The organism is Pseudomonas sp. 3296 (assembly GCF_031456615.1).
GTDB classification, from domain to species: Bacteria; Pseudomonadota; Gammaproteobacteria; order Pseudomonadales; family Pseudomonadaceae; genus Aquipseudomonas; species Aquipseudomonas mucoides.
Map to the genome: position 1 here is coordinate 536055 of NZ_JAVDUY010000001.1, position 19275 is coordinate 555329.

Annotated in this window: 16 protein-coding genes; 14 read left to right on the forward strand and 2 right to left on the reverse strand. The window is 60.2% G+C overall.

Features of this window, described 5'->3' with window-relative positions; translation table 11 throughout:
* Positions 1 to 46 precede the first annotated feature (46 nt).
* Positions 47 to 1120, reverse strand: coding sequence for a 23S rRNA (cytidine(2498)-2'-O)-methyltransferase RlmM (gene rlmM / locus J2X66_RS02605; RefSeq protein WP_007945067.1), 1074 nt, complete (start codon positions 1118 to 1120; stop codon positions 47 to 49).
* Between the two features lie 210 nt (positions 1121 to 1330).
* Between rlmM and acnA the strand changes: the two genes are divergently transcribed.
* The 3 genes from acnA (at position 1331) to J2X66_RS02620 (ending at position 6674) form a co-directional block, all read left to right on the forward strand.
* The gene (gene acnA, locus J2X66_RS02610; protein ID WP_310260473.1) at positions 1331 to 4072 is read left to right on the forward strand and encodes an aconitate hydratase AcnA; all 2742 of its coding nucleotides are present in this window, start codon (positions 1331 to 1333) and stop codon (positions 4070 to 4072) included.
* Positions 4073 to 4213: 141 nt separating this feature from the next.
* Positions 4214 to 5005 (forward strand): CPBP family intramembrane glutamic endopeptidase, encoded by a 792-nt coding sequence (locus J2X66_RS02615; RefSeq protein ID WP_310260476.1) that lies wholly within the window; start codon positions 4214 to 4216, stop codon positions 5003 to 5005.
* 103 nt (positions 5006 to 5108) lie between these two features.
* Positions 5109 to 6674: a PAS domain-containing methyl-accepting chemotaxis protein gene (locus J2X66_RS02620; protein ID WP_310260479.1), complete on the forward strand. Its 1566-nt coding sequence runs from the start codon at positions 5109 to 5111 to the stop codon at positions 6672 to 6674.
* A 90-nt stretch (positions 6675 to 6764) separates the two neighbouring features.
* Here the strand turns inward: J2X66_RS02620 and J2X66_RS02625 are convergent, their stop codons facing one another.
* Positions 6765 to 7442 carry an alpha/beta family hydrolase gene (locus J2X66_RS02625; protein ID WP_310260482.1) on the reverse strand — a complete coding sequence of 226 codons (678 nt, stop codon included), beginning with the start codon at positions 7440 to 7442 and terminating at the stop codon, positions 6765 to 6767.
* Positions 7443 to 7540: 98 nt separating this feature from the next.
* On the opposite strand from J2X66_RS02625, the gene ccoN (J2X66_RS02630) reads away from it, so the two are divergent.
* The 11 genes from ccoN (J2X66_RS02630) to J2X66_RS02680 all read left to right on the forward strand — a co-directional run bounded on the left by ccoN (J2X66_RS02630) (position 7541) and on the right by J2X66_RS02680 (position 19269).
* Entirely contained in the window at positions 7541 to 8965 is a 1425-nt protein-coding gene (gene ccoN, locus J2X66_RS02630) for a cytochrome-c oxidase, cbb3-type subunit I (RefSeq protein WP_310260484.1), read from the forward strand.
* 10 nt (positions 8966 to 8975) lie between these two features.
* Positions 8976 to 9584: a cytochrome-c oxidase, cbb3-type subunit II gene (ccoO, locus tag J2X66_RS02635; protein WP_027921705.1), complete on the forward strand. Its 609-nt coding sequence runs from the start codon at positions 8976 to 8978 to the stop codon at positions 9582 to 9584.
* Positions 9585 to 9587: 3 nt separating this feature from the next.
* The gene (locus J2X66_RS02640) at positions 9588 to 9788 is read left to right on the forward strand and encodes a CcoQ/FixQ family Cbb3-type cytochrome c oxidase assembly chaperone (protein ID WP_310260489.1); all 201 of its coding nucleotides are present in this window, start codon (positions 9588 to 9590) and stop codon (positions 9786 to 9788) included.
* Positions 9785 to 10738 (forward strand): cytochrome-c oxidase, cbb3-type subunit III, encoded by a 954-nt coding sequence (gene ccoP / locus J2X66_RS02645; RefSeq protein ID WP_310260492.1) that lies wholly within the window; start codon positions 9785 to 9787, stop codon positions 10736 to 10738. The genes J2X66_RS02640 and ccoP (J2X66_RS02645) overlap by 4 nt, the downstream gene beginning before the upstream one ends.
* Positions 10739 to 11220: 482 nt before the next feature.
* Positions 11221 to 12663: a cytochrome-c oxidase, cbb3-type subunit I gene (gene ccoN, locus J2X66_RS02650; RefSeq protein ID WP_027921708.1), complete on the forward strand. Its 1443-nt coding sequence runs from the start codon at positions 11221 to 11223 to the stop codon at positions 12661 to 12663.
* A complete protein-coding gene (gene ccoO / locus J2X66_RS02655) occupies positions 12663 to 13271 on the forward strand; it encodes a cytochrome-c oxidase, cbb3-type subunit II (protein WP_027921709.1) in 609 nt (202 codons plus the stop codon). Before ccoN (J2X66_RS02650) ends, ccoO (J2X66_RS02655) begins: the two co-directional genes overlap by 1 nt.
* A 5-nt stretch (positions 13272 to 13276) precedes the next feature.
* Complete coding sequence (locus tag J2X66_RS02660) at positions 13277 to 13462, forward strand: CcoQ/FixQ family Cbb3-type cytochrome c oxidase assembly chaperone (RefSeq protein WP_003175465.1); 186 nt, start codon at positions 13277 to 13279, stop codon at positions 13460 to 13462.
* Positions 13459 to 14442 (forward strand): cytochrome-c oxidase, cbb3-type subunit III, encoded by a 984-nt coding sequence (ccoP, locus tag J2X66_RS02665; RefSeq protein WP_027921710.1) that lies wholly within the window; start codon positions 13459 to 13461, stop codon positions 14440 to 14442. The genes J2X66_RS02660 and ccoP (J2X66_RS02665) overlap by 4 nt, the downstream gene beginning before the upstream one ends.
* Positions 14443 to 14784: 342 nt before the next feature.
* The gene (gene ccoG / locus J2X66_RS02670) at positions 14785 to 16200 is read left to right on the forward strand and encodes a cytochrome c oxidase accessory protein CcoG (RefSeq protein WP_310260498.1); all 1416 of its coding nucleotides are present in this window, start codon (positions 14785 to 14787) and stop codon (positions 16198 to 16200) included.
* An 11-nt stretch (positions 16201 to 16211) separates the two neighbouring features.
* Positions 16212 to 16751, forward strand: a complete 540-nt coding sequence (locus J2X66_RS02675) for a FixH family protein (RefSeq protein WP_310260502.1) — start codon at positions 16212 to 16214, stop codon at positions 16749 to 16751.
* A 67-nt stretch (positions 16752 to 16818) separates the two neighbouring features.
* Positions 16819 to 19269 carry a heavy metal translocating P-type ATPase gene (locus tag J2X66_RS02680; RefSeq protein WP_310260505.1) on the forward strand — a complete coding sequence of 817 codons (2451 nt, stop codon included), beginning with the start codon at positions 16819 to 16821 and terminating at the stop codon, positions 19267 to 19269.
* The last annotated feature ends 6 nt before the right edge of the window (positions 19270 to 19275 follow it).

Consider the following 19275-nt stretch of genomic DNA (forward strand, 5'->3'; position numbering starts at 1 on the left):
GGTGGGGGCTCCCACAAAGCTCTTTCCCATAAATGGGTTGTGTGGATCAGCGGGATTTCGGTTTCTTTACGTCCAGCCGGCGCAGGTGGCACGTCACTTCTTCGCGGTCGTGGTACAGCTGCTTACAACCGATCTCGACCCGAATGCCGCGCTCCTTGAACCCATCGGCGATGCGTTCCAGCAAGCGCTTCACTTCGGCGTAACGCTGTTTCATCGGCAGTTTGAGGTTGACCACCGCTTCGCGGCAATGCCCCTCGCCAATCCACTCTTCCAGCATTGCGGCGTTGCGCGCTGGCTTCTCGACGATGTCGCACACCATCCAGTCCACCGGCTGCCGGGGCTTGAAGGTAAAACCGTCAGCCATCAGATGCTGAACCAGGCCAGTGTCCATCAGGCTTTCGGCCATCGGGCCGTTGTCGATGGCGGTCACCAGCATTCCGCGGTTAACCAGTTGCCAGGTCCACCCGCCGGGAGCTGCGCCCAAATCAACGCCGGTCATGTCACTGTGCAGACGCTCATCCCACTGATCGCGCGGGATGAAGTGATGCCAGGCCTCTTCCAGTTTCAGCGTCGAACGGCTTGGTGCCTCACGCGGGAACTTCAGGCGTGGAATGCCCATTGGCCACATCGCCGAGTTGTTCGACTCGGCCAGGCCCATGAACACTTCACGGCCACTCTTGAACGTCAGCAGCAGACGGGGTTTGTGCGCATCTTCCACCAGTTTGCCAGCGGCCATCAGCGCCTTGCGCAGGTGACCTTCAAACTTCTTGCAGAAGTTCGACAGCTCCTTGCCATCGTTGGTGTCGACCATTTCCAGCCACAGGCTGCCGCACAGCGGAAAGTCCGCCATGTGCGCGAGGATCACGCTGATGCGGTCGGTTTCCGGCAGATCAATAAAGATTCCACGCGCCCATTGGCGCGGGAAGATCAGCTCGGCGAAACGCTGACCACGCATCAGGCGCTCCGCGCCGTCTTCTTCGGTGCAGATGAATTCGGCGCAGGCGCTGGCGGTTTTGGCCTTGGCATAACCGGCCACGTTCAGGCGGGCTGCGTGTTCGGCAATCTCGGAACAGACTTCGCCTTCGAAGCCCGGCCGGCAATGCATAAAGAGGGTGTTCATTGAATCTCCTGGGCAATCGGCAATGAATCGATGCGCAAACTTGCCCTGTAGCAAAGCCTGTCACGAAAACCGGCGCATGATAGCCGAGTTCGGAACCTTGGACTTAACCATAGAGTCCAGTTATTAGCCTTAACATCCAAACAGGGCTAGGTTAAGAGCTCTGTCCGTCCCGCCAGTCCGACGCCGTGCGGACCCAAAGGAGTCATTTCAATGCCGTCCCTCGATAGCCTGAAAACCCTTAAAACCCTGCAAGTCGACGACAAGACCTACCATTATTTCAGTCTGCCCGACGCTGCCAAAAGCCTCGGTGATCTCGACAAGCTGCCCATGTCGTTGAAAGTGCTGCTGGAAAACCTGCTGCGCTGGGAAGACGAAAAAACCGTCACCGGCGCCGACCTCAAGGCGATTGCCGCGTGGCTCAAGGAACGTCGCTCCGATCGCGAAATCCAGTACCGCCCCGCCCGGGTGTTAATGCAGGACTTTACCGGCGTGCCCGCCGTGGTCGACCTGGCCGCCATGCGCGCCGCCATGGCCAAGGCCGGCGGCGACCCGCAGCGTATCAATCCGCTCTCCCCCGTGGATCTGGTGATCGACCACTCGGTGATGGTCGATAAATTCGCCAGTGCCAGCGCCTTCGAACAAAACGTCGACATCGAAATGCAGCGCAATGGCGAACGTTATGCGTTCCTGCGCTGGGGCCAAAGCGCCTTCCACAACTTCAGCGTGGTGCCGCCGGGCACCGGGATCTGCCACCAGGTCAACCTTGAATACCTCGGCCGCACGGTCTGGACCAAGGACGAGGATGGCCGCACCTACGCTTTCCCCGACACCCTGGTCGGCACCGACTCCCACACCACCATGATCAACGGCCTCGGGGTTCTCGGCTGGGGGGTTGGCGGGATCGAAGCGGAAGCGGCGATGCTCGGCCAACCGGTGTCGATGCTGATTCCCGAAGTCATCGGTTTCAAACTCACCGGCAAGCTCAAGGAAGGCATCACCGCCACCGACCTGGTGTTGACCGTCACCCAGATGCTGCGCAAGAAAGGCGTGGTCGGCAAGTTCGTCGAGTTCTACGGCGACGGCCTCGCCGACCTGCCGCTGGCCGACCGCGCGACCATCGCCAACATGGCCCCCGAGTACGGCGCCACCTGCGGCTTCTTCCCGGTGGACGATGTGACGCTGGAGTATTTGCGCCTGTCCGGCCGACCAGCGGAAACGGTGAAACTGGTCGAGGCCTACTGCAAGGCTCAAGGCCTGTGGCGCCTGTCGGGCAAGGAGCCGATATTCACCGACAGCCTGGCGCTGGACATGACCAGCGTCGAAGCCAGCCTCGCCGGCCCCAAACGTCCGCAGGACCGTGTTTCCCTGCCCGATGTCGCGCAGGCGTTCACGGACTTCATCGACCTGCAATTCAAACCCACCAGCAAAGAAGTAGGACGCCTGGAAAGTGAGGGCGGCGGCGGTGTCGCGGTGGGCAACGCGGACCTGGCCGGTGAAGCCGATTACGAACACGGCGGGCAGACCTACCGTCTGAAAAACGGCGCGGTGGTGATTGCCGCGATCACGTCCTGCACCAACACCTCCAACCCGAGCGTGATGATGGCGGCGGGTCTGGTGGCGAAAAAGGCTGTGGAGAAAGGCCTCAAGCGCAAACCGTGGGTCAAGAGTTCACTGGCGCCCGGTTCGAAAGTGGTCACCGACTACTACAAGGCAGCGGGCCTGACCCAATACCTTGATGAACTGGGTTTTGCGCTGGTCGGCTACGGTTGCACCACGTGCATCGGCAACTCCGGCCCATTGGCGGAGCCGATTGAAAAAGCCATCCAGGCCGCCGACCTGACCGTTGCTTCGGTGTTGTCGGGCAACCGCAACTTTGAGGGACGCGTGCATCCACTGGTGAAAACCAACTGGCTGGCCTCCCCGCCGCTGGTCGTTGCCTATGCGCTGGCCGGTACGGTGCGCATTGACATCAGCCGTGAGCCGCTGGGCGATGACAAGGACGGCAATCCGGTGTACTTGCGGGACATCTGGCCGAGCAGCAAGGAAATTGCCGATTCAGTGAGTCAGGTCAACACGGCGATGTTCCACAAGGAATACGCCGAAGTGTTTGCCGGCGACGAGCAATGGCAAGCCATCCAGGTGCCACAAGCGGCGACCTATGTGTGGCAGGACGATTCGACCTACATCCAGCATCCGCCGTTCTTTGACGACATCGGCGGCCCGCCGCCGGAAGTCAAGGACGTCGCCGGGGCGCGGGTACTGGCGCTGCTCGGCGACTCGGTGACCACCGACCACATCTCCCCCGCCGGCAATATCAAGGCCGACAGCCCGGCCGGTGAGTACTTGCGCGACAAAGGCGTGGAGCCGCGGGACTTCAACTCCTACGGTTCACGCCGCGGCAACCATGAAGTGATGATGCGCGGCACCTTCGCCAACATTCGTATCCGCAACGAAATGCTTGGCGGCGAGGAAGGCGGCAACACTTTCTATATTCCTACGATGGAGAAAATGCCGATCTACGACGCGGCCATGCGTTATCAAACGTCAGGCACGCCGCTGGTGGTAATTGCCGGTCAAGAATACGGCACCGGTTCAAGCCGCGACTGGGCGGCCAAGGGCACCAATCTGCTGGGCGTGAAAGCGGTCATCGCGGAAAGTTTCGAGCGAATTCACCGCTCCAACCTGGTAGGCATGGGCGTGTTGCCGTTGCAGTTCAAGCTGGATCAGAACCGCAAGAGCCTGAACCTGACCGGCAAGGAAACCCTGGATATCCTAGGGTTGACCGGTGTGGAGCTGACGCCGCGGATGAACCTGACGCTGGTGATCACCCGTGAAGATGGCAGTAAGGAAAAGATCGACGTGCTGTGCCGCATCGATACGCTCAATGAGGTCGAGTACTTCAAGTCCGGCGGGATTTTGCACTATGTGCTGCGCCAGTTGATTGCCTCATAAAGGCCTGCTGACAAAGACACCGCCTTCGGGCGGTGTTTTTGTTTGTGCCGCGAAGGTCCCATAATCCCCCGCTTTCACACCCCCAACTCCTACAGGGGGCCGGGGTATGCCGCAAATTTTTTTGCACATTAAGGATGCTCAATGATCGCCCTGCCATGGACCTACCTGGCCCTTCTTTCCCTTGGCTTCAGCCTCGCCTTGACCTTCGGCCAACTCAGCTGGCTGGCCTTGATCACCATCGCCTTGCTGATAGTGGCCGGTGTCGCCGTCCGCCAGCAAAAACTCCCGATCGTCCGTTACTTTGGTCACGGCCTGTTCATCTTCCTGGCCATGTCGCTGGCGATGCACTGGCTCCCCGGGTTCTTCAACGGTCGCGCGATAGCCCCTCAATACCTCACCACCGATGCTGTGCGGTTTTCCATGTACTTGAATCAGGACAAACCGCTGATCGGTTTCTGGCTGCTGCTGGTATGTCCATGGATTGTCGGCCAGCGCTCCTGGCGCCTGGGCGTTTACGCCACCGCCCAGGCCCTGACGCTGTGTGCCGTACTTGCGTTGGGGGGCGCGCTGTTGCTGGGCATGATCAGTTGGGCGCCGAAGTGGCCGGACCAGGCCTGGCTGTGGCTGCTGAACAATCTGTTGCTAGTCACGCTGGTTGAGGAAGCGCTGTTCCGAGGCTACATCCAGGGCGGCCTGAGCCGTAGTTTCAAACACCTGCCCTATGGCGAAAACCTCGCCCTGCTGCTCGCGTCGTTGCTGTTCGGCCTGGTGCATGTGGGTGCTGGTTGGCAATGGGTGCTGTTGGCGAGCCTCGCCGGTGCCGGCTATGGCCTGGCCTATCGTTTTGGCGGTTTGGGCGCAGCCATCGCCACCCATTTCGGCCTGAACCTGCTGCACTTCGCGCTGTTCACCTATCCGATGCTCGCAGGTTGAGGCAATGCTGGTTTTGCGACGCAGCGCTGATTATTGAAAAATAATTTCAACTAATTCCTGACACCGCCGACAACCTGTCAAAGCCTTGCGGATTGAAAAAGCCATGCGTAACAACCAGCCCATTACTCAGCGCGAACGGACCTTCCCGGCACAGCAGCGGTTGATTTCGACCACCGATGCCAAGGGAATGATCACCTACTGCAACGACGCGTTCGTCGAGATCAGCGGGTTTTCTCGTGAGGAACTGGTCCGCGCACCGCACAACCTGGTCCGTCACCCCGACGTCCCGGCCGCCGTGTTCGCGCACATGTGGGGCACTCTGAAACAAGGCTTGCCATGGATGGGTATCGTCAAGAATCGCTGCAAGAACGGTGATCACTATTGGGTTAACGCCTACGTGACACCGGTGTTCGAGGGCAACCAGGTGATCGGTTACGAGTCGGTGCGGATCAAACCCACCACCGAACAGATCCAGCGTGCCGAAGCGCTCTACCAACGCATCAACCAGGGCAAGTCCGCCATTCCATCGAGTGATAAGTGGCTGCCGGTGCTTCAGGACTGGCTGCCGTTCATTCTGGTCAGCCAATTGAGTTTCATGATCGGTGCGACGCTGAATTCCCATTGGGGCTTTGCATTGGCGGCCGGCCTCTCGGTGCCGTTGGGCCTGATGGGGTTGAGCTGGCAGCAGCGTGGTCTCAAGCGCCTGCTGGTCCTGGCCGGGCAAACCACGTCCGACCCGTTGATCGCACAGATGTACACCGACAGCCGCGGCGCCCAGGCGCGCCTGGAAATGTCGATCCTCAGCCAGGAAGCCCGTCTGAAAACCTGCCTGACCCGCCTGCAGGACACCGCCGAGCACCTGACCGAACAAGCGAAACAGTCCGATACCCTGGCGCACAACAGCTCCAGCGGCCTGGAACGTCAGCGCGTCGAAACCGAGCAAGTGGCCACCGCCGTCAACCAGATGGCCGCCACCACTCAGGAAGTCGCCAGCCATGTACAGCGCACCGCCGACGCCACCCAGGAGGCCAATCGCCTGACCGGTCGCGGTCGCGACATCGCCGGGGAAACCCGCGATGCCATCCAGCGTCTGTCGGTCGTGGTGGGTGAAACCGGCCTGACCGTGACGCAACTGGCCAAGGACAGTGACGAGATCGGCGGCGTGGTCGATGTGATCAAAGGCATCGCCGACCAGACCAACCTGCTGGCCTTGAACGCCGCCATCGAAGCCGCCCGCGCCGGGGAGATGGGCCGTGGTTTTGCGGTGGTGGCTGACGAAGTTCGCCAACTGGCGCAACGCACCAGCGAATCCACCGGGCAGATCCACGCCCTGATCGCCAAGCTGCAGCAAACGGCGAGCACTGCGGTACAAACCATGGAAGCCGGACATCGTCAGGCCGAAGAAGGGGTGGCACGGGTACTGGAGGCGGATCAGGCGCTAGTGGGGATCAGCGAAGCGGTAGCCAACATCACCGACATGACCACCCAGATTGCGGCGGCGACCGAAGAACAAAGTGCAGTAGCCGAAGAGATCAGCCGCAACATCAGCAACATTTCACAGCTGGCGGACCAGACCTCGGAACAAGCGCAGAACTCGGCGCTGTTGAGTGAAGAACTGACGAAAACCGCGAATACCCAGTATTCGTTGGTGGAGCGGTTTAACCGCTGATTGTTGCTGGAAGCGCAAAAGCCCGGGAGGTGAAACTCCCGGGTTTTTTATTGCCTGCTCGCGATGAGGCAATGTGCAGCGCCACAAAAATCACCGAAGGAATGAGGCGACCTTCTGCGCCGCAGCCGCCAAATGCTGCTCATGCGTAAACCCCGAAACCTTCAGCGGTTTCAAATCATGATCCCCCGCCACCAGCCAGAACACCTCGATCCCCCGCGCCAAGGTGTAAGCCTCGACCGCCTCCCGATTACCCAACGCATCGCGTTCGCCCTGCACAATCAACGTCCGCGTCTTCAGCCCGGCCAGATGCTCAACCCGAGGTTTCTCCGGTTTGCCCACCGCATAAAACGGATAACCCAGGCACACCAGCGCATCCGCACCGAGTTCATCAGCCAACAGACTGGCCATCCGCCCGCCCATGGACTTGCCGCCAATGGCCAGGTGCCCAGTGACATGGCGTCGCACCACGGCATACACCTCACGCCAGCATTCCAGCAGTTTTGGCGCCGGGTTTGGCGGTCGTTTGCCCCCATCAACACGCCGTAGCGCCATGTATGGAAACTCGAAGCGCAACACGTTGACGCCTTGATCGGCGAGGCGTGCCGCCATGTCGTTCATCCAGATACTGTCCATCGGCGCACCGGCACCGTGGGCGAGGATCAGGGTCGGCGACCCCGCTGTCGAGGCGGCATTCCACAGCCATCCATGTTCCCGCACGCACCGCGCCCATTGATCCCCGTCAATACCGGCTTTTTGCTGTTTGTCCATGCTTGCCTCGCTTTTAGTCTGCCTATAACTCCGGCCGAAGGGAGCGTCATTGCCTTGCGCAGACGACTTCACTTCAGCTGAACCGTGGATGGGGAACCATGAACACTTCTATCAGTACCGCCTACAACTACAAGGTGGTCCGCCAATTCGCCATTATGACGGTGGTGTGGGGCATCGTCGGCATGGGGCTCGGGGTTTTTCTCGCGGCCCAGTTGGTGTGGCCCGAACTCAACTTCAATTTGCCGTGGACCAGTTTCGGCCGGTTGCGCCCGCTGCACACCAACGCGGTGATCTTCGCGTTCGGCGGTTGCGCCCTGTTCGCCAGCTCGTTCTATTCGGTGCAACGCACCTGCCAGACGCAACTTTTCGCGCCGAAGATCGCCGCGTTCTGCTTCTGGGGCTGGCAACTGGTGATCCTGCTGGCGGCGATCAGCCTGCCGCTGGGTTACACCAGCTCCAAGGAATACGCCGAGCTGGAATGGCCGATCGACATTCTGATCACCATCGTCTGGGTCGCCTACGCCATTGTGTTCTTCGGTACGCTGGCCAAGCGCAAGACTAAACACATCTATGTCGGCAACTGGTTCTTCGGTGCGTTCATCATCACCGTGGCGATTCTGCATATCGTCAACAACCTTGAGTTGCCGGTGAGTTTCACCAAGTCCTACTCGGTGTATTCCGGTGCGACCGACGCCATGGTCCAGTGGTGGTATGGCCACAACGCGGTGGGCTTTTTCCTCACCGCCGGTTTCCTCGGGATGATGTATTACTTCGTGCCGAAACAGGCCGAGCGCCCGGTGTATTCCTATCGCTTGTCGATCGTGCACTTCTGGGCGCTGATCACCCTGTACATCTGGGCCGGCCCGCACCACTTGCACTACACCGCACTGCCGGACTGGGCACAGTCACTGGGCATGGTGATGTCGCTGATCCTGCTGGCGCCAAGCTGGGGCGGGATGATCAACGGCATGATGACGCTCTCGGGCGCCTGGCATAAGTTGCGCAGCGACCCGATCCTGCGCTTCCTCGTGGTGTCGCTGGCGTTCTACGGCATGTCGACCTTCGAAGGGCCGATGATGGCGATCAAGACGGTTAACGCCCTCTCCCACTACACCGACTGGACCATCGGCCACGTTCACGCCGGAGCACTCGGCTGGGTGGCGATGATTTCCATCGGCGCGCTGTACCACATGATCCCGAAAATCTTTGGCCGCGAGCAGATGCACAGCATCGGCCTGATCAACGCGCATTTCTGGCTCGCCACCATCGGCACCGTACTTTACATCGCCTCGATGTGGGTCAACGGCATCGCCCAGGGCCTGATGTGGCGCGCAGTCAACGAAGACGGCACGCTGACCTACTCCTTCGTCGAAACCCTGGTGGCCAGCCACCCAGGCTTCATCGTGAGACTGGTGGGCGGGGCGATCTTCCTCAGCGGCATGTTCCTGATGGCTTACAACACCTGGCGCACCGTACGGGCCTCGCAGCCTGCCGACGTCGCCGCTGCCGCGCAGATGGCTTGAGGAGTCCGCCATGAAACACGAAACAATCGAGAAAAACGTCGGCCTGCTGCTGTTGTTGATGGTGCTGGCCGTGAGCATCGGCGGCCTGACCCAGATCGTCCCGTTGTTCTTTCAGGACGTGACCAACAAACCGGTGGAAGGCATGAAGCCCTACACCGCCCTGCAACTGGAAGGTCGCGACATTTACATCCGCGAAGGGTGCGTGGGTTGTCACTCGCAGATGATCCGCCCGTTCCGGGCTGAGACCGAACGCTACGGCCACTACTCGGTCGCCGGCGAAAGCGTCTGGGATCACCCGTTCCTCTGGGGCTCGAAACGTACCGGGCCGGACCTGGCGCGGGTCGGCGGTCGCTACTCGGAAGACTGGCACCGCGCGCACTTGTATAACCCGCGCAACGTGGTGCCGGAATCGAAAATGCCTGCCTATCCATGGCTGGTGGCCAATCAGCTCGACAGCAGCCACACCGAAACCAAGATTCGCGCCATGCGCACCTTGGGCGTGCCGTACACCGACGATGACATCGCCGGGGCCACCGCTTCGCTCAAGGGCAAGACCGAAATGGACGCCTTGGTCGCTTACCTGCAAGTGCTCGGCACTGCCATCAAGAGCAAGAGGTGAGCCATGGTCATTGAATGGAGCAGTGGAATGATTCGCGGCCTGGGCACGGTCGTGGTGTTTGTGGCCTTCGTCGGCCTGACGCTGTGGGTGTTCAACAGCAAGCGCAACCCGGAATTCGCCGAAGCGCGCCTGTTGCCGTTCGCCGACGAACCGAAACCCGATGACGCCACCCAAGAACCTGAAACAAGGAGTACCCGGCCATGACCACCTTCTGGAGTACGTGGATCTGCGTACTGACTATCGGCAGCCTGATCGGCCTGACCTGGTTGCTGATCGGTACCCGCAAGGGCGAAACCAAGGGCAGCGTCGACCAGACCATGGGCCACAGCTTCGACGGCATCGAGGAGTACGACAACCCGCTGCCGCAGTGGTGGTTCATGCTGTTCGCCGGCACGCTGGTGTTTGCCGTGGGTTATTTGATTCTTTACCCGGGCCTGGGCAACTGGAAAGGCATTCTGCCGGGCTATGAAAACGGCTGGACTGGCGTGCACGAATGGGAAAAGGAGATGGACAAGGCCGACGCGAAGTTTGGGCCGATCTTCGCCAAGTTTGCCGCGATGCCCGTGGAAGAAGTGGCCAAGGATCCGCAAGCGCTGAAAATGGGCGGGCGCCTGTTTGCCTCCAATTGCTCGGTCTGCCACGGCTCGGACGCCAAGGGTGCATTTGGTTTCCCGAACCTGGCGGACAGCAATTGGCGCTGGGGGGGTACGGCCGACACGATCAAAACCACGATCATGGGCGGGCGTATGGCCGCGATGCCGGCCTGGGGTGAAATCCTCGGTGAGACCGGCGTGAAGAATGTCGCCGCTTATGTGCGTCACGACCTTGCCGGCCTGCCGTTGCCTGCCGACAGCGGTGCCGACCTGCAAGCCGGGCAGCAACTGTTCAGTACCACCTGCGTCGCCTGTCATGGGGCAAACGGCCAGGGCACAGAAGCCATGGGCGCGCCGAACCTGACGCACCCGGCGGGTTTTATTTACGGTACAAGCCTGGCGCAACTGCAACAGACCATTCGCCATGGTCGCCAAGGCCATATGCCAGCGCAGAACGAATTGCTCGGCAACGATAAGGTGCAATTGCTGGCCGCTTACGTGTACAGCTTGTCGCACGGTGCCGGCACCGAGCGTTTGCAGGCTGAAGGCAAGCAGGAATAATTCTCGACCGCTCTGCTGCCGCATTCTCCCGGATGCGGCAGTTCCCTGCCTCTTTGCGACCCATTGTCGCACCCTCCCCTTGGTCTTTCTTTCGGTTCACCAGATTCGGGTCTAAGCTTGCTCGGTGCGGACTGGCATGAGCCGGTTCCAGGTCGTTTTTAGCCGATGTGTTCGACGATTCTGCTCAATGGCAAGCCGCAAAGGCTGGTAGATACCGGCTGTCGCGCCAATTGCCATCGGTCACCCGATCGTTGCGTTTTAACACACCCCGTTACATCTGACCGGACCCCCTCCTCATTTTCGTCCGCTGCGACATTTTGCCCTTGGGTGATTTTGTCCTTACGCGGCGCATGGAAAGGCCGCAGAATCAGCTTTTGAAAGCATTGACCCAGGTCATGGCGCGTTGCAATGACCCCCTGCTTTCTCCATACTTGCGGCCGATTTTTACTCCTAATAAAACACCCAAACCGTGGAACCTTAGAATGAGCACAGCAATCAGTCCGACTGCTTATAACTATAAGGTAGTCCGCCAGTTCGCCATCATGACGGTGGTCTGGGGGATCCTTGGCATGGGGCTCGGTGTCTTCATCGCCTCACAGCTTGTATGGCCGGAATTGAACTTCGGTCTGCCGTGGACGACTTTTGGACGCTTACGCCCGTTGCACACCAACCTGGTGATTTTCGCCTTCGGTGGTTGTGCACTGTTTGCCACTTCTTATTACGTCGTGCAGCGAACCTGCCAAACGCGACTGATTTCCGACAGCCTCGCGGCCTTCCACTTCTGGGGATGGCAAGCGGTGATCGTCGGTGCCGGCATTACATTGCCGCTGGGTTACACCACGACCAAGGAATACGCGGAACTGGAATGGCCGCTGGCAATTTTGCTGGCTATTGTCTGGATCGTTTACGCACTGGTGTTCTTTGGCACCATCGTCAAGCGCAAGACCAAACACATCTATGTCGGTAACTGGTTCTACGGCGCGTTCATTGTCGTGACCGCGATGCTGCACATCGTCAACCACATGTCGCTGCCGGTCAGCCTGTTCAAGTCTTACTCCGCTTACTCCGGTGCGACTGACGCGATGATCCAGTGGTGGTACGGCCACAACGCCGTAGGTTTCTTCCTGACCACCGGCTTCCTGGGGATGATGTACTACTTCGTTCCGAAGCAGGCCGAGCGTCCGATCTACTCCTATCGCCTGTCGATCGTGCACTTCTGGGCGTTGATCACCCTGTACATCTGGGCCGGTCCGCACCACCTGCACTACACCGCGCTGCCGGACTGGGCTCAATCCCTGGGCATGGCGATGTCGATCATCCTGCTGGCTCCGAGCTGGGGCGGCATGATCAACGGCATGATGACCCTCTCGGGCGCCTGGCATAAGCTGCGCACCGACCCGATCCTGCGCTTCCTGGTCGTGTCGCTGGCGTTCTACGGCATGTCGACCTTTGAAGGCCCGATGATGGCCATCAAGACCGTCAACTCGCTGTCTCACTACACCGACTGGACCATTGGCCACGTACACGCCGGCGCCTTGGGCTGGGTAGCGATGATCTCGATCGGCGCGATCTACCACATGATCCCGAAACTGTTCGGTCGTGCGCAGATGCACAGCGTCGGCCTGATCAACACGCACTTCTGGCTCGCGACCATCGGTACCGTTCTGTACATCGCTTCGATGTGGGTCAACGGCATTACCCAGGGTCTGATGTGGCGCGCAATCAACGACGACGGCACCCTCACCTACTCGTTCGTCGAAGCGCTGCAAGCCAGCCATCCTGGTTTTATCGTTCGCGCCCTGGGCGGTGCGTTCTTCGCCAGCGGCATGCTGTTCATGGCCTACAACGTATGGCGTACCGTACGTGCCTCGAACCCGGCTGAAGCCAAAGCTGCTGAACAGATTGCTGTAGTTGGAGCTCACTGATGAAGCATGAAGCAGTCGAGAAGAATATTGGCCTGCTGGCCTTCTTCATGGTTATCGCCGTCAGCATCGGCGGCCTGACCCAGATCGTTCCGCTGTTTTTCCAGGACGTTACCAACAAGCCGGTCGAAGGCATGAAGCCCCGCCCTGCGCTTGAACTGGAAGGCCGCGACATTTACATCGCCAACGGTTGTGTCGGCTGCCACTCGCAGATGATCCGTCCGTTCCGCGCTGAAACCGAACGTTACGGCCACTACTCGGTTGCCGGTGAAAGCGTCTGGGACCACCCGTTCCTGTGGGGCTCCAAGCGTACCGGTCCGGACCTGGCCCGCGTCGGCGGTCGTTACTCCGATGACTGGCAGCGTGCGCACTTGTACAACCCGCGCAACGTAGTGCCTGAGTCGAAAATGCCGGCCTACCCGTTCCTCGTGGAAAACAAGCTCGACGGCAAAGACACCGCTAAGAAAATGGAAGTCTTGCGCACGCTCGGCGTCCCTTACACCGACGAAGATATCGCCGGCGCCAAGGATGCTGTGAAGGGCAAAACCGAAATGGACGCGCTGGTGGCCTATCTGCAAGGCCTGGGCACCATCATCAAAAGCAAACGGTGATTTAGATGGATATCGGGATGATTCGTGGCCTGGGCACCGTTGTAGTGATGGTTGCCTTCATCGGTCTGGCGTTGTGGGTGTTCAGCCCCAAGCGCAAGTCGGAGTTTGAAGACGCGACCTTGCTGCCTTTCGCGGATGATCCCGAAGCCATCAAGCACGTCGAGCAAGCTTCTAGGAGTAACAAAGAATGACTACGTTCTGGAGTCTGTACGTCACAGTCCTCAGTCTCGGCACCATCTTCGCCCTGACCTGGCTGCTGCTGTCCACCCGCAAGGGCCAGCGCGCCGAGCAGACGGAAGAAACGGTTGGCCACTCCTTCGACGGGATCGAGGAGTACGACAACCCACTGCCAAAATGGTGGTTCATGCTGTTCGTGGGCACCATCATTTTTGCCTTGGGCTATCTGGTGCTGTACCCGGGCCTGGGCAACTGGAAAGGCCTGCTGCCGGGTTACAACTACCTCGATAACGAGAAACAGACTGCGTTCGCCAACGGCCAGACCGGCTGGACCGGCGTTCACGAGTGGGAAAAGGAAATGGCCAAGTCGGACGCCAAGTTCGGTCCGATCTTCGCCAAGTTCGCCTCCATGCCAATCGAAGAAGTCGCCAAAGACCCACAAGCCCTGAAGATGGGTGGTCGCCTGTTCGCCTCCAACTGCTCGGTTTGCCACGGTTCCGACGCCAAAGGCGCTTACGGCTTCCCTAATCTGACCGACGCCGACTGGCGCTGGGGCGGCGAGCCTGCCACCATCAAGACCACCATCATGGGCGGCCGTCACGCCGTCATGCCGGCGTGGGCTGACGTGATCGGCGAGCAAGGCGTTTCCGATGTCGCTGCCTTTGTCCTGACCAACCTCGATGGCCGCAAACTGCCGGAAGGCACCAAGGCTGACCCGGTTGCCGGCCAGAAGTTGTTCGCCGCCAACTGCGTGGCTTGCCACGGTCCGGAAGGTAAAGGTACGCCAGCAATGGGCGCCCCTAACCTGACCCACCCGGCCGCGTTCATCTACGGTTCGAGCTTCGCTCAACTGCAGCAGACCATCCGTTACGGCCGTCAGGGCCAGATGCCTGCGCAAGAGCAACTGCAAGGCAACGACAAGGTTCACTTGCTGGCCGCTTACGTCTACAGCCTGTCTCACGGTGAGAAGGCTCCGGCGGCAGACGCTCAGTAAGACAAACGCTTGAAGCAACAAAAAAAGGCCCCGCCAATGAGAATTGGCGGGGCCATTTTGTTTGAATAGCACTATTCATTGGACTTGCACCTGGCGAGCTATTAAACATTCCCGATCATTCCATGAAACATGGATTGACGGCTCGGCCAGGAAAAGTCGTCCATAATTCACAAGTCAATTGATTCAAGTCATTACACCGTCCGTTGATTTCCACCAACGTGACCAAAGGTCGCACCCCTGTGCTAGAGCTTCAGGCGTATCATTGCGCCACTGCAACACCCTTTTTGACCGCGGTCGGCATGCACTGACCGAGGCATTTTTCCACTGCCGTGGGATGCAATGATGAGCAACCAGATTCCGGTACACGACGTCACGCCACCTGCCAAAGACGCGAAACAAACCGTCGACCTCTACGCTTCTAGAGAAAAGATCTACACCCGCGCCTTCACTGGCCTGTTCCGCAACCTGCGGATGATGGGCGGCGCGTTTTTGTTTCTGTTGTATTTCGGCACGGTGTGGCTGAACTGGGGCGGCCATCAAGCCGTCTGGTGGAACCTGCCGGAGCGTAAATTCTTTATTTTTGGCGCAACCTTCTGGCCGCAGGATTTCATCCTGCTGTCGGGGATTCTGATCATCAGTGCCTTCGGCCTGTTCTTCATTACGGTCTACGCCGGTCGCGTATGGTGCGGCTACACCTGCCCGCAGAGCGTCTGGACATGGATTTTCATGTGGTGCGAAAAGGTCACCGAAGGCGACCGCAACCAACGCATCAAGCTCGACAAAGCGTCCATGAGCGCCAACAAACTCCTGCGCAAGCTCAGCAAGCATTCGATGTGGCTCTTGATCGGTTTTGTCACCGGCCTGACCTTCGTCGGTTACTTCTCGCCGATCCGTGAACTGGTGTTCGACTTCTTCACCGGCGAAGCGGATGGCTGGTCGTATTTCTGGGTCGGTTTCTTCACCCTCGCCACCTACGGCAACGCCGGCTGGTTGCGCGAGCAGGTGTGCATTTACATGTGCCCGTACGCGCGTTTCCAAAGCGTGATGTTCGACAAGGACACGCTGATCGTTTCCTACGATCCACGCCGCGGCGAGTCCCGTGGGCCGCGCAAGAAAGGCATCGACTACAAGGCTCAAGGCCTGGGCGATTGCATCGATTGCACCATGTGCGTACAGGTTTGCCCGACCGGCATCGATATCCGCGATGGCCTGCAAATCGAGTGCATCGGCTGCGCCGCCTGTATCGACGCCTGCGACGCCATCATGGACAAGATGGATTACCCGCGCGGCCTGATCAGCTACACCACCGAGCACAACCTGTCCGGGCAAAAAACCCATAAACTGCGCCCGCGCCTGATCGGCTATGCCGTGGTGCTGCTGGTGATGATCTCGTTGTTGATCACCGCGTTCTTCATGCGCTCGCTGGTCGGTTTCGACGTCAGCAAAGACCGCGTGCTGTACCGCGAGAACGCCGAGGGCCGGATCGAAAACGTCTACAGCCTGAAGATCATGAACAAGGATCAACGCGACCACACCTACGTGCTGGAAGCCACCGGGCTGCCGGACCTCAAGCTGCAAGGCAAGCGCGAGATCAAAGTCGCCGCCGGGGAAATTTTCAGCCAGCCAGTGGAGCTGTCCAGTGCACCGGAACAACTGCCATCGAGCACCAACGAGGTGAAATTCATCCTCAAGGATGCCGATGACGACAGCGTTCATGTTGAAGCCAAGAGCCGATTCATCGGCCCACAAATTCGTTGAGAGAAGTGATCATGCCCGCAGCAACTGCCGCAAGTCCCTGGTACAAGCACCTTTGGCCATGGATCATCATCGGGATTCTGGCCTGCTCGGTGACCCTCACCTTGTCCATGGTGACCATCGCGGTGAACAACCCGGACAACTTGGTGAACGACAATTACTACGAGGCCGGCAAAGGCATCAACCGCTCCCTCGACCGTGAACTGCTGGCCCAGACCCTGCTGTTACGTGCCAGCGTGCATCTGGATGGCGTGACCGGTGAAGTCGACCTTCACTTGAGCGGCAACAGCCAACCGAAAACCCTCGAGCTGAACCTGATCTCGCCGACGCAACCGGAGAAGGACCGCAAGATCACCCTCGCTCACAGCGACACGGAACAGGGCCGCTACATCGGTCAACTGAGCGACAAGGTCGAAGGCCGTCGCTTTGTAGAATTGCTGGGCATCGAGGGCGACAAGACCTGGCGCCTGTTCGAAGAAGAACAGGTCAGCCATGACAAGGACCTGCTCCTGGGCGATGAGCCGCTGCAAGGCGCGGAAGACCTGAAAAAGTAAGCCCGACTCTGATCGTTCCCACGCTCTGCGTGGGAACGATCATCGGACAACCCCCTGTGAAAACCGAATGACCACTCCAACCCCCTGCTACCACTGTGCCCTGCCCGTCCCGGCTGGCAGCCGCTTCACCGCGGCGGTCCTGGGTGATACCCGCGAGTTCTGCTGCCCGGGTTGCCAGGCCGTCGCCGAGGCGATTGTGGCGGGCGGATTGGAAAGTTATTACCAGCATCGCAGCGAGTCATCGGCCAACCCCGAAGCCTTGCCGGTGCAGTTGGTGGACGAACTGGCGCTGTACGACCGCGCCGACGTGCAAGCGCCGTTCGTGCGCCACGACGGCGACCTCGCCGAAACCACCCTGCTGATGGAAGGCATCAGCTGCGCCGCGTGCGGCTGGTTGATCGAGAAACACCTGCGTGGCTTGCCGGCGGTGGCCGAAGCGCGCCTCAACCTGTCCAACCATCGCCTGCACGTACGCTGGGCCGACGCGCAATTTCCGTTGAGCAAAGTGCTCAGTGAGTTGCGCCATATCGGCTACGCCGCCCACCCCTATCAAGCCGACCGCGCCAGTGAACAACTGGCCAGTGAAAACCGCCTGGCCCTGCGCCAACTCGGCGTGGCCGGGCTGCTGTGGTTCCAGGCGATGATGGCGACGATGGCCACTTGGCCGGAATTCAACATCGACCTCAGCCCCGAACTGCACACCATCCTGCGTTGGGTCGCGCTGTTCCTGACCACGCCAATCGTGTTCTACAGCTGTGCGCCGTTCTTCAAAGGCGCGATGCGCGACCTGCGCACCCGCCACCTGACCATGGACGTGTCGGTGTCGCTGGCGATTGGCAGCGCCTACCTCGCCGGGATCTGGACGTCGATCAGCGGCGTTGGTGAGCTGTATTTCGATGCAGTCGGCATGTTTGCGCTGTTCCTGCTGGCCGGTCGTTATCTGGAACGCCGCGCCCGAGAGCGTACCGCTGCGGCCACGGCACAGCTTGTAAATCTATTGCCCGCTTCATGCCTGCGCCTGAGCGCGGATGGCCAGAGCGAGCGGATCCTGCTCAGCGAATTGCGCGTCGACGATCAAGTGCTGGTCCATCCGGGGGCGATTCTGCCGGCGGACGGCAAGATCCTCGACGGTCAGTCGAGCATCGATGAATCGTTGCTGACCGGTGAATACTTGCCGCAACCGCGAATGCCAGGCGATGCAGTCACCGCCGGCACGCTGAACGTTGAAGGCGCGCTGACCGTGCAAGTGTTGGCCCTGGGCCAGGACACACGACTGTCTGCCATCGTCCGTCTGCTGGATCGCGCGCAAGCCGAAAAGCCGCGTCTGGCGGAAATCGCCGACCGCGCCGCGCAGTGGTTTTTGCTCTTGTCGCTGATTGCCGCTGCCGCCATTGGCCTGTTGTGGTGGGAACTCGATTCATCCCGGGCCTTCTGGATTGTGCTGGCCATGCTCGTCGCCACTTGCCCGTGTGCCTTGTCCCTCGCGACGCCCACCGCGCTGACCGCCGCCACCGGTACGCTGCATAAACTCGGCCTGCTGTTGACGCGTGGACATGTTTTGGAAGGCCTGAATCAGATCGACACGGTAATCTTCGACAAGACCGGGACCCTGACTGAAGGGCGCCTCGCCTTGCGTTCAATCCGCCCGCTGGGCGCCCTCAACAGCGACCAATGCCTGAGCCTGGCGGCTGCGCTGGAAAACCGCTCCGAACACCCGATCGCCCGCGCCTTCGGCCGCGCGCCACTGGCCGCCGAAGAAGTCCACAGCACACCGGGTCTGGGGCTTGAAGGCCTGGTCGGCGTACAACGCCTGCGCATTGGCCAACCGGGGTTTGTCTGCGAACTCAGTGGTGCAGCCGTGCCTTGGATGCCCGATGAACCGGGCCAATGGCTGCTACTCGGCGACAGTCAGGGCCCTCTGGCGTGGTTTGTCCTCGACGACCGTTTGCGCGCAGATGCCCCTGCGTTGCTGCAAGCCTGCAAGGCGCGGGGATGGCGCACATTGCTGCTGTCCGGAGACAGCTCGCCGATGGTCGCCAGTGTTGCCGCCGAGTTGGGTATCGACGAGGCTCGTGGCGGTTTGCGTCCCGACGACAAATTGCAAGTCCTGCAACAACTGCACAAGGAAGGCCGCAAGGTGTTGATGCTCGGAGACGGGGTCAACGACGTGCCGGTGCTGGCCGCGGCCGACATCAGCGTGGCGATGGGTTCGGCCACCGACCTGGCGAAAACCAGTGCCGATGCCGTGTTACTGTCCAACCGCCTCGACGCACTGGTGCAAGCCTTCAGTCTGGCCCGGCGAACCCGTCGGGTAATCATCGAGAACCTGCTGTGGGCCGGGCTGTACAATGGCCTCATGTTGCCGTTCGCTGCCCTCGGCTGGATCACTCCGGTGTGGGCTGCAGTCGGCATGTCGATCAGTTCGTTGACCGTGGTGCTCAATGCCCTGCGCCTGACTCGCTTGCCGAGCTCGCCAGCCACCCGCGCCACGCCAGAAACCCGCCCGCTGCCGGCCTGAGCCGCG

Bases quoted from the DNA above. Each gene is read 5' to 3' on its own strand.
- ccoG (WP_310260498.1), top strand. From the start codon at position 14,785: ATGAGCAACCAGATTCCGGTACACGACGTCACGCCACCTGCCAAAGAC.
- ccoN (WP_310260484.1), top strand. From the start codon at position 7,541: ATGAACACTTCTATCAGTACCGCCTACAACTACAAGGTGGTCCGCCAA.
- J2X66_RS02660 (WP_003175465.1), top strand. From the start codon at position 13,277: ATGGATATCGGGATGATTCGTGGCCTGGGCACCGTTGTAGTGATGGTT.
- rlmM (WP_007945067.1), bottom strand. From the start codon at position 1,120: ATGAACACCCTCTTTATGCATTGCCGGCCGGGCTTCGAAGGCGAAGTC.
- acnA (WP_310260473.1), top strand. From the start codon at position 1,331: ATGCCGTCCCTCGATAGCCTGAAAACCCTTAAAACCCTGCAAGTCGAC.
- J2X66_RS02625 (WP_310260482.1), bottom strand. From the start codon at position 7,442: ATGGACAAACAGCAAAAAGCCGGTATTGACGGGGATCAATGGGCGCGG.
- J2X66_RS02615 (WP_310260476.1), top strand. From the start codon at position 4,214: ATGATCGCCCTGCCATGGACCTACCTGGCCCTTCTTTCCCTTGGCTTC.
- ccoP (WP_027921710.1), top strand. From the start codon at position 13,459: ATGACTACGTTCTGGAGTCTGTACGTCACAGTCCTCAGTCTCGGCACC.
- ccoP (WP_310260492.1), top strand. From the start codon at position 9,785: ATGACCACCTTCTGGAGTACGTGGATCTGCGTACTGACTATCGGCAGC.
- ccoN (WP_027921708.1), top strand. From the start codon at position 11,221: ATGAGCACAGCAATCAGTCCGACTGCTTATAACTATAAGGTAGTCCGC.
- J2X66_RS02640 (WP_310260489.1), top strand. From the start codon at position 9,588: ATGGTCATTGAATGGAGCAGTGGAATGATTCGCGGCCTGGGCACGGTC.
- ccoO (WP_027921709.1), top strand. From the start codon at position 12,663: ATGAAGCATGAAGCAGTCGAGAAGAATATTGGCCTGCTGGCCTTCTTC.
- J2X66_RS02675 (WP_310260502.1), top strand. From the start codon at position 16,212: ATGCCCGCAGCAACTGCCGCAAGTCCCTGGTACAAGCACCTTTGGCCA.
- J2X66_RS02680 (WP_310260505.1), top strand. From the start codon at position 16,819: ATGACCACTCCAACCCCCTGCTACCACTGTGCCCTGCCCGTCCCGGCT.
- J2X66_RS02620 (WP_310260479.1), top strand. From the start codon at position 5,109: ATGCGTAACAACCAGCCCATTACTCAGCGCGAACGGACCTTCCCGGCA.
- ccoO (WP_027921705.1), top strand. From the start codon at position 8,976: ATGAAACACGAAACAATCGAGAAAAACGTCGGCCTGCTGCTGTTGTTG.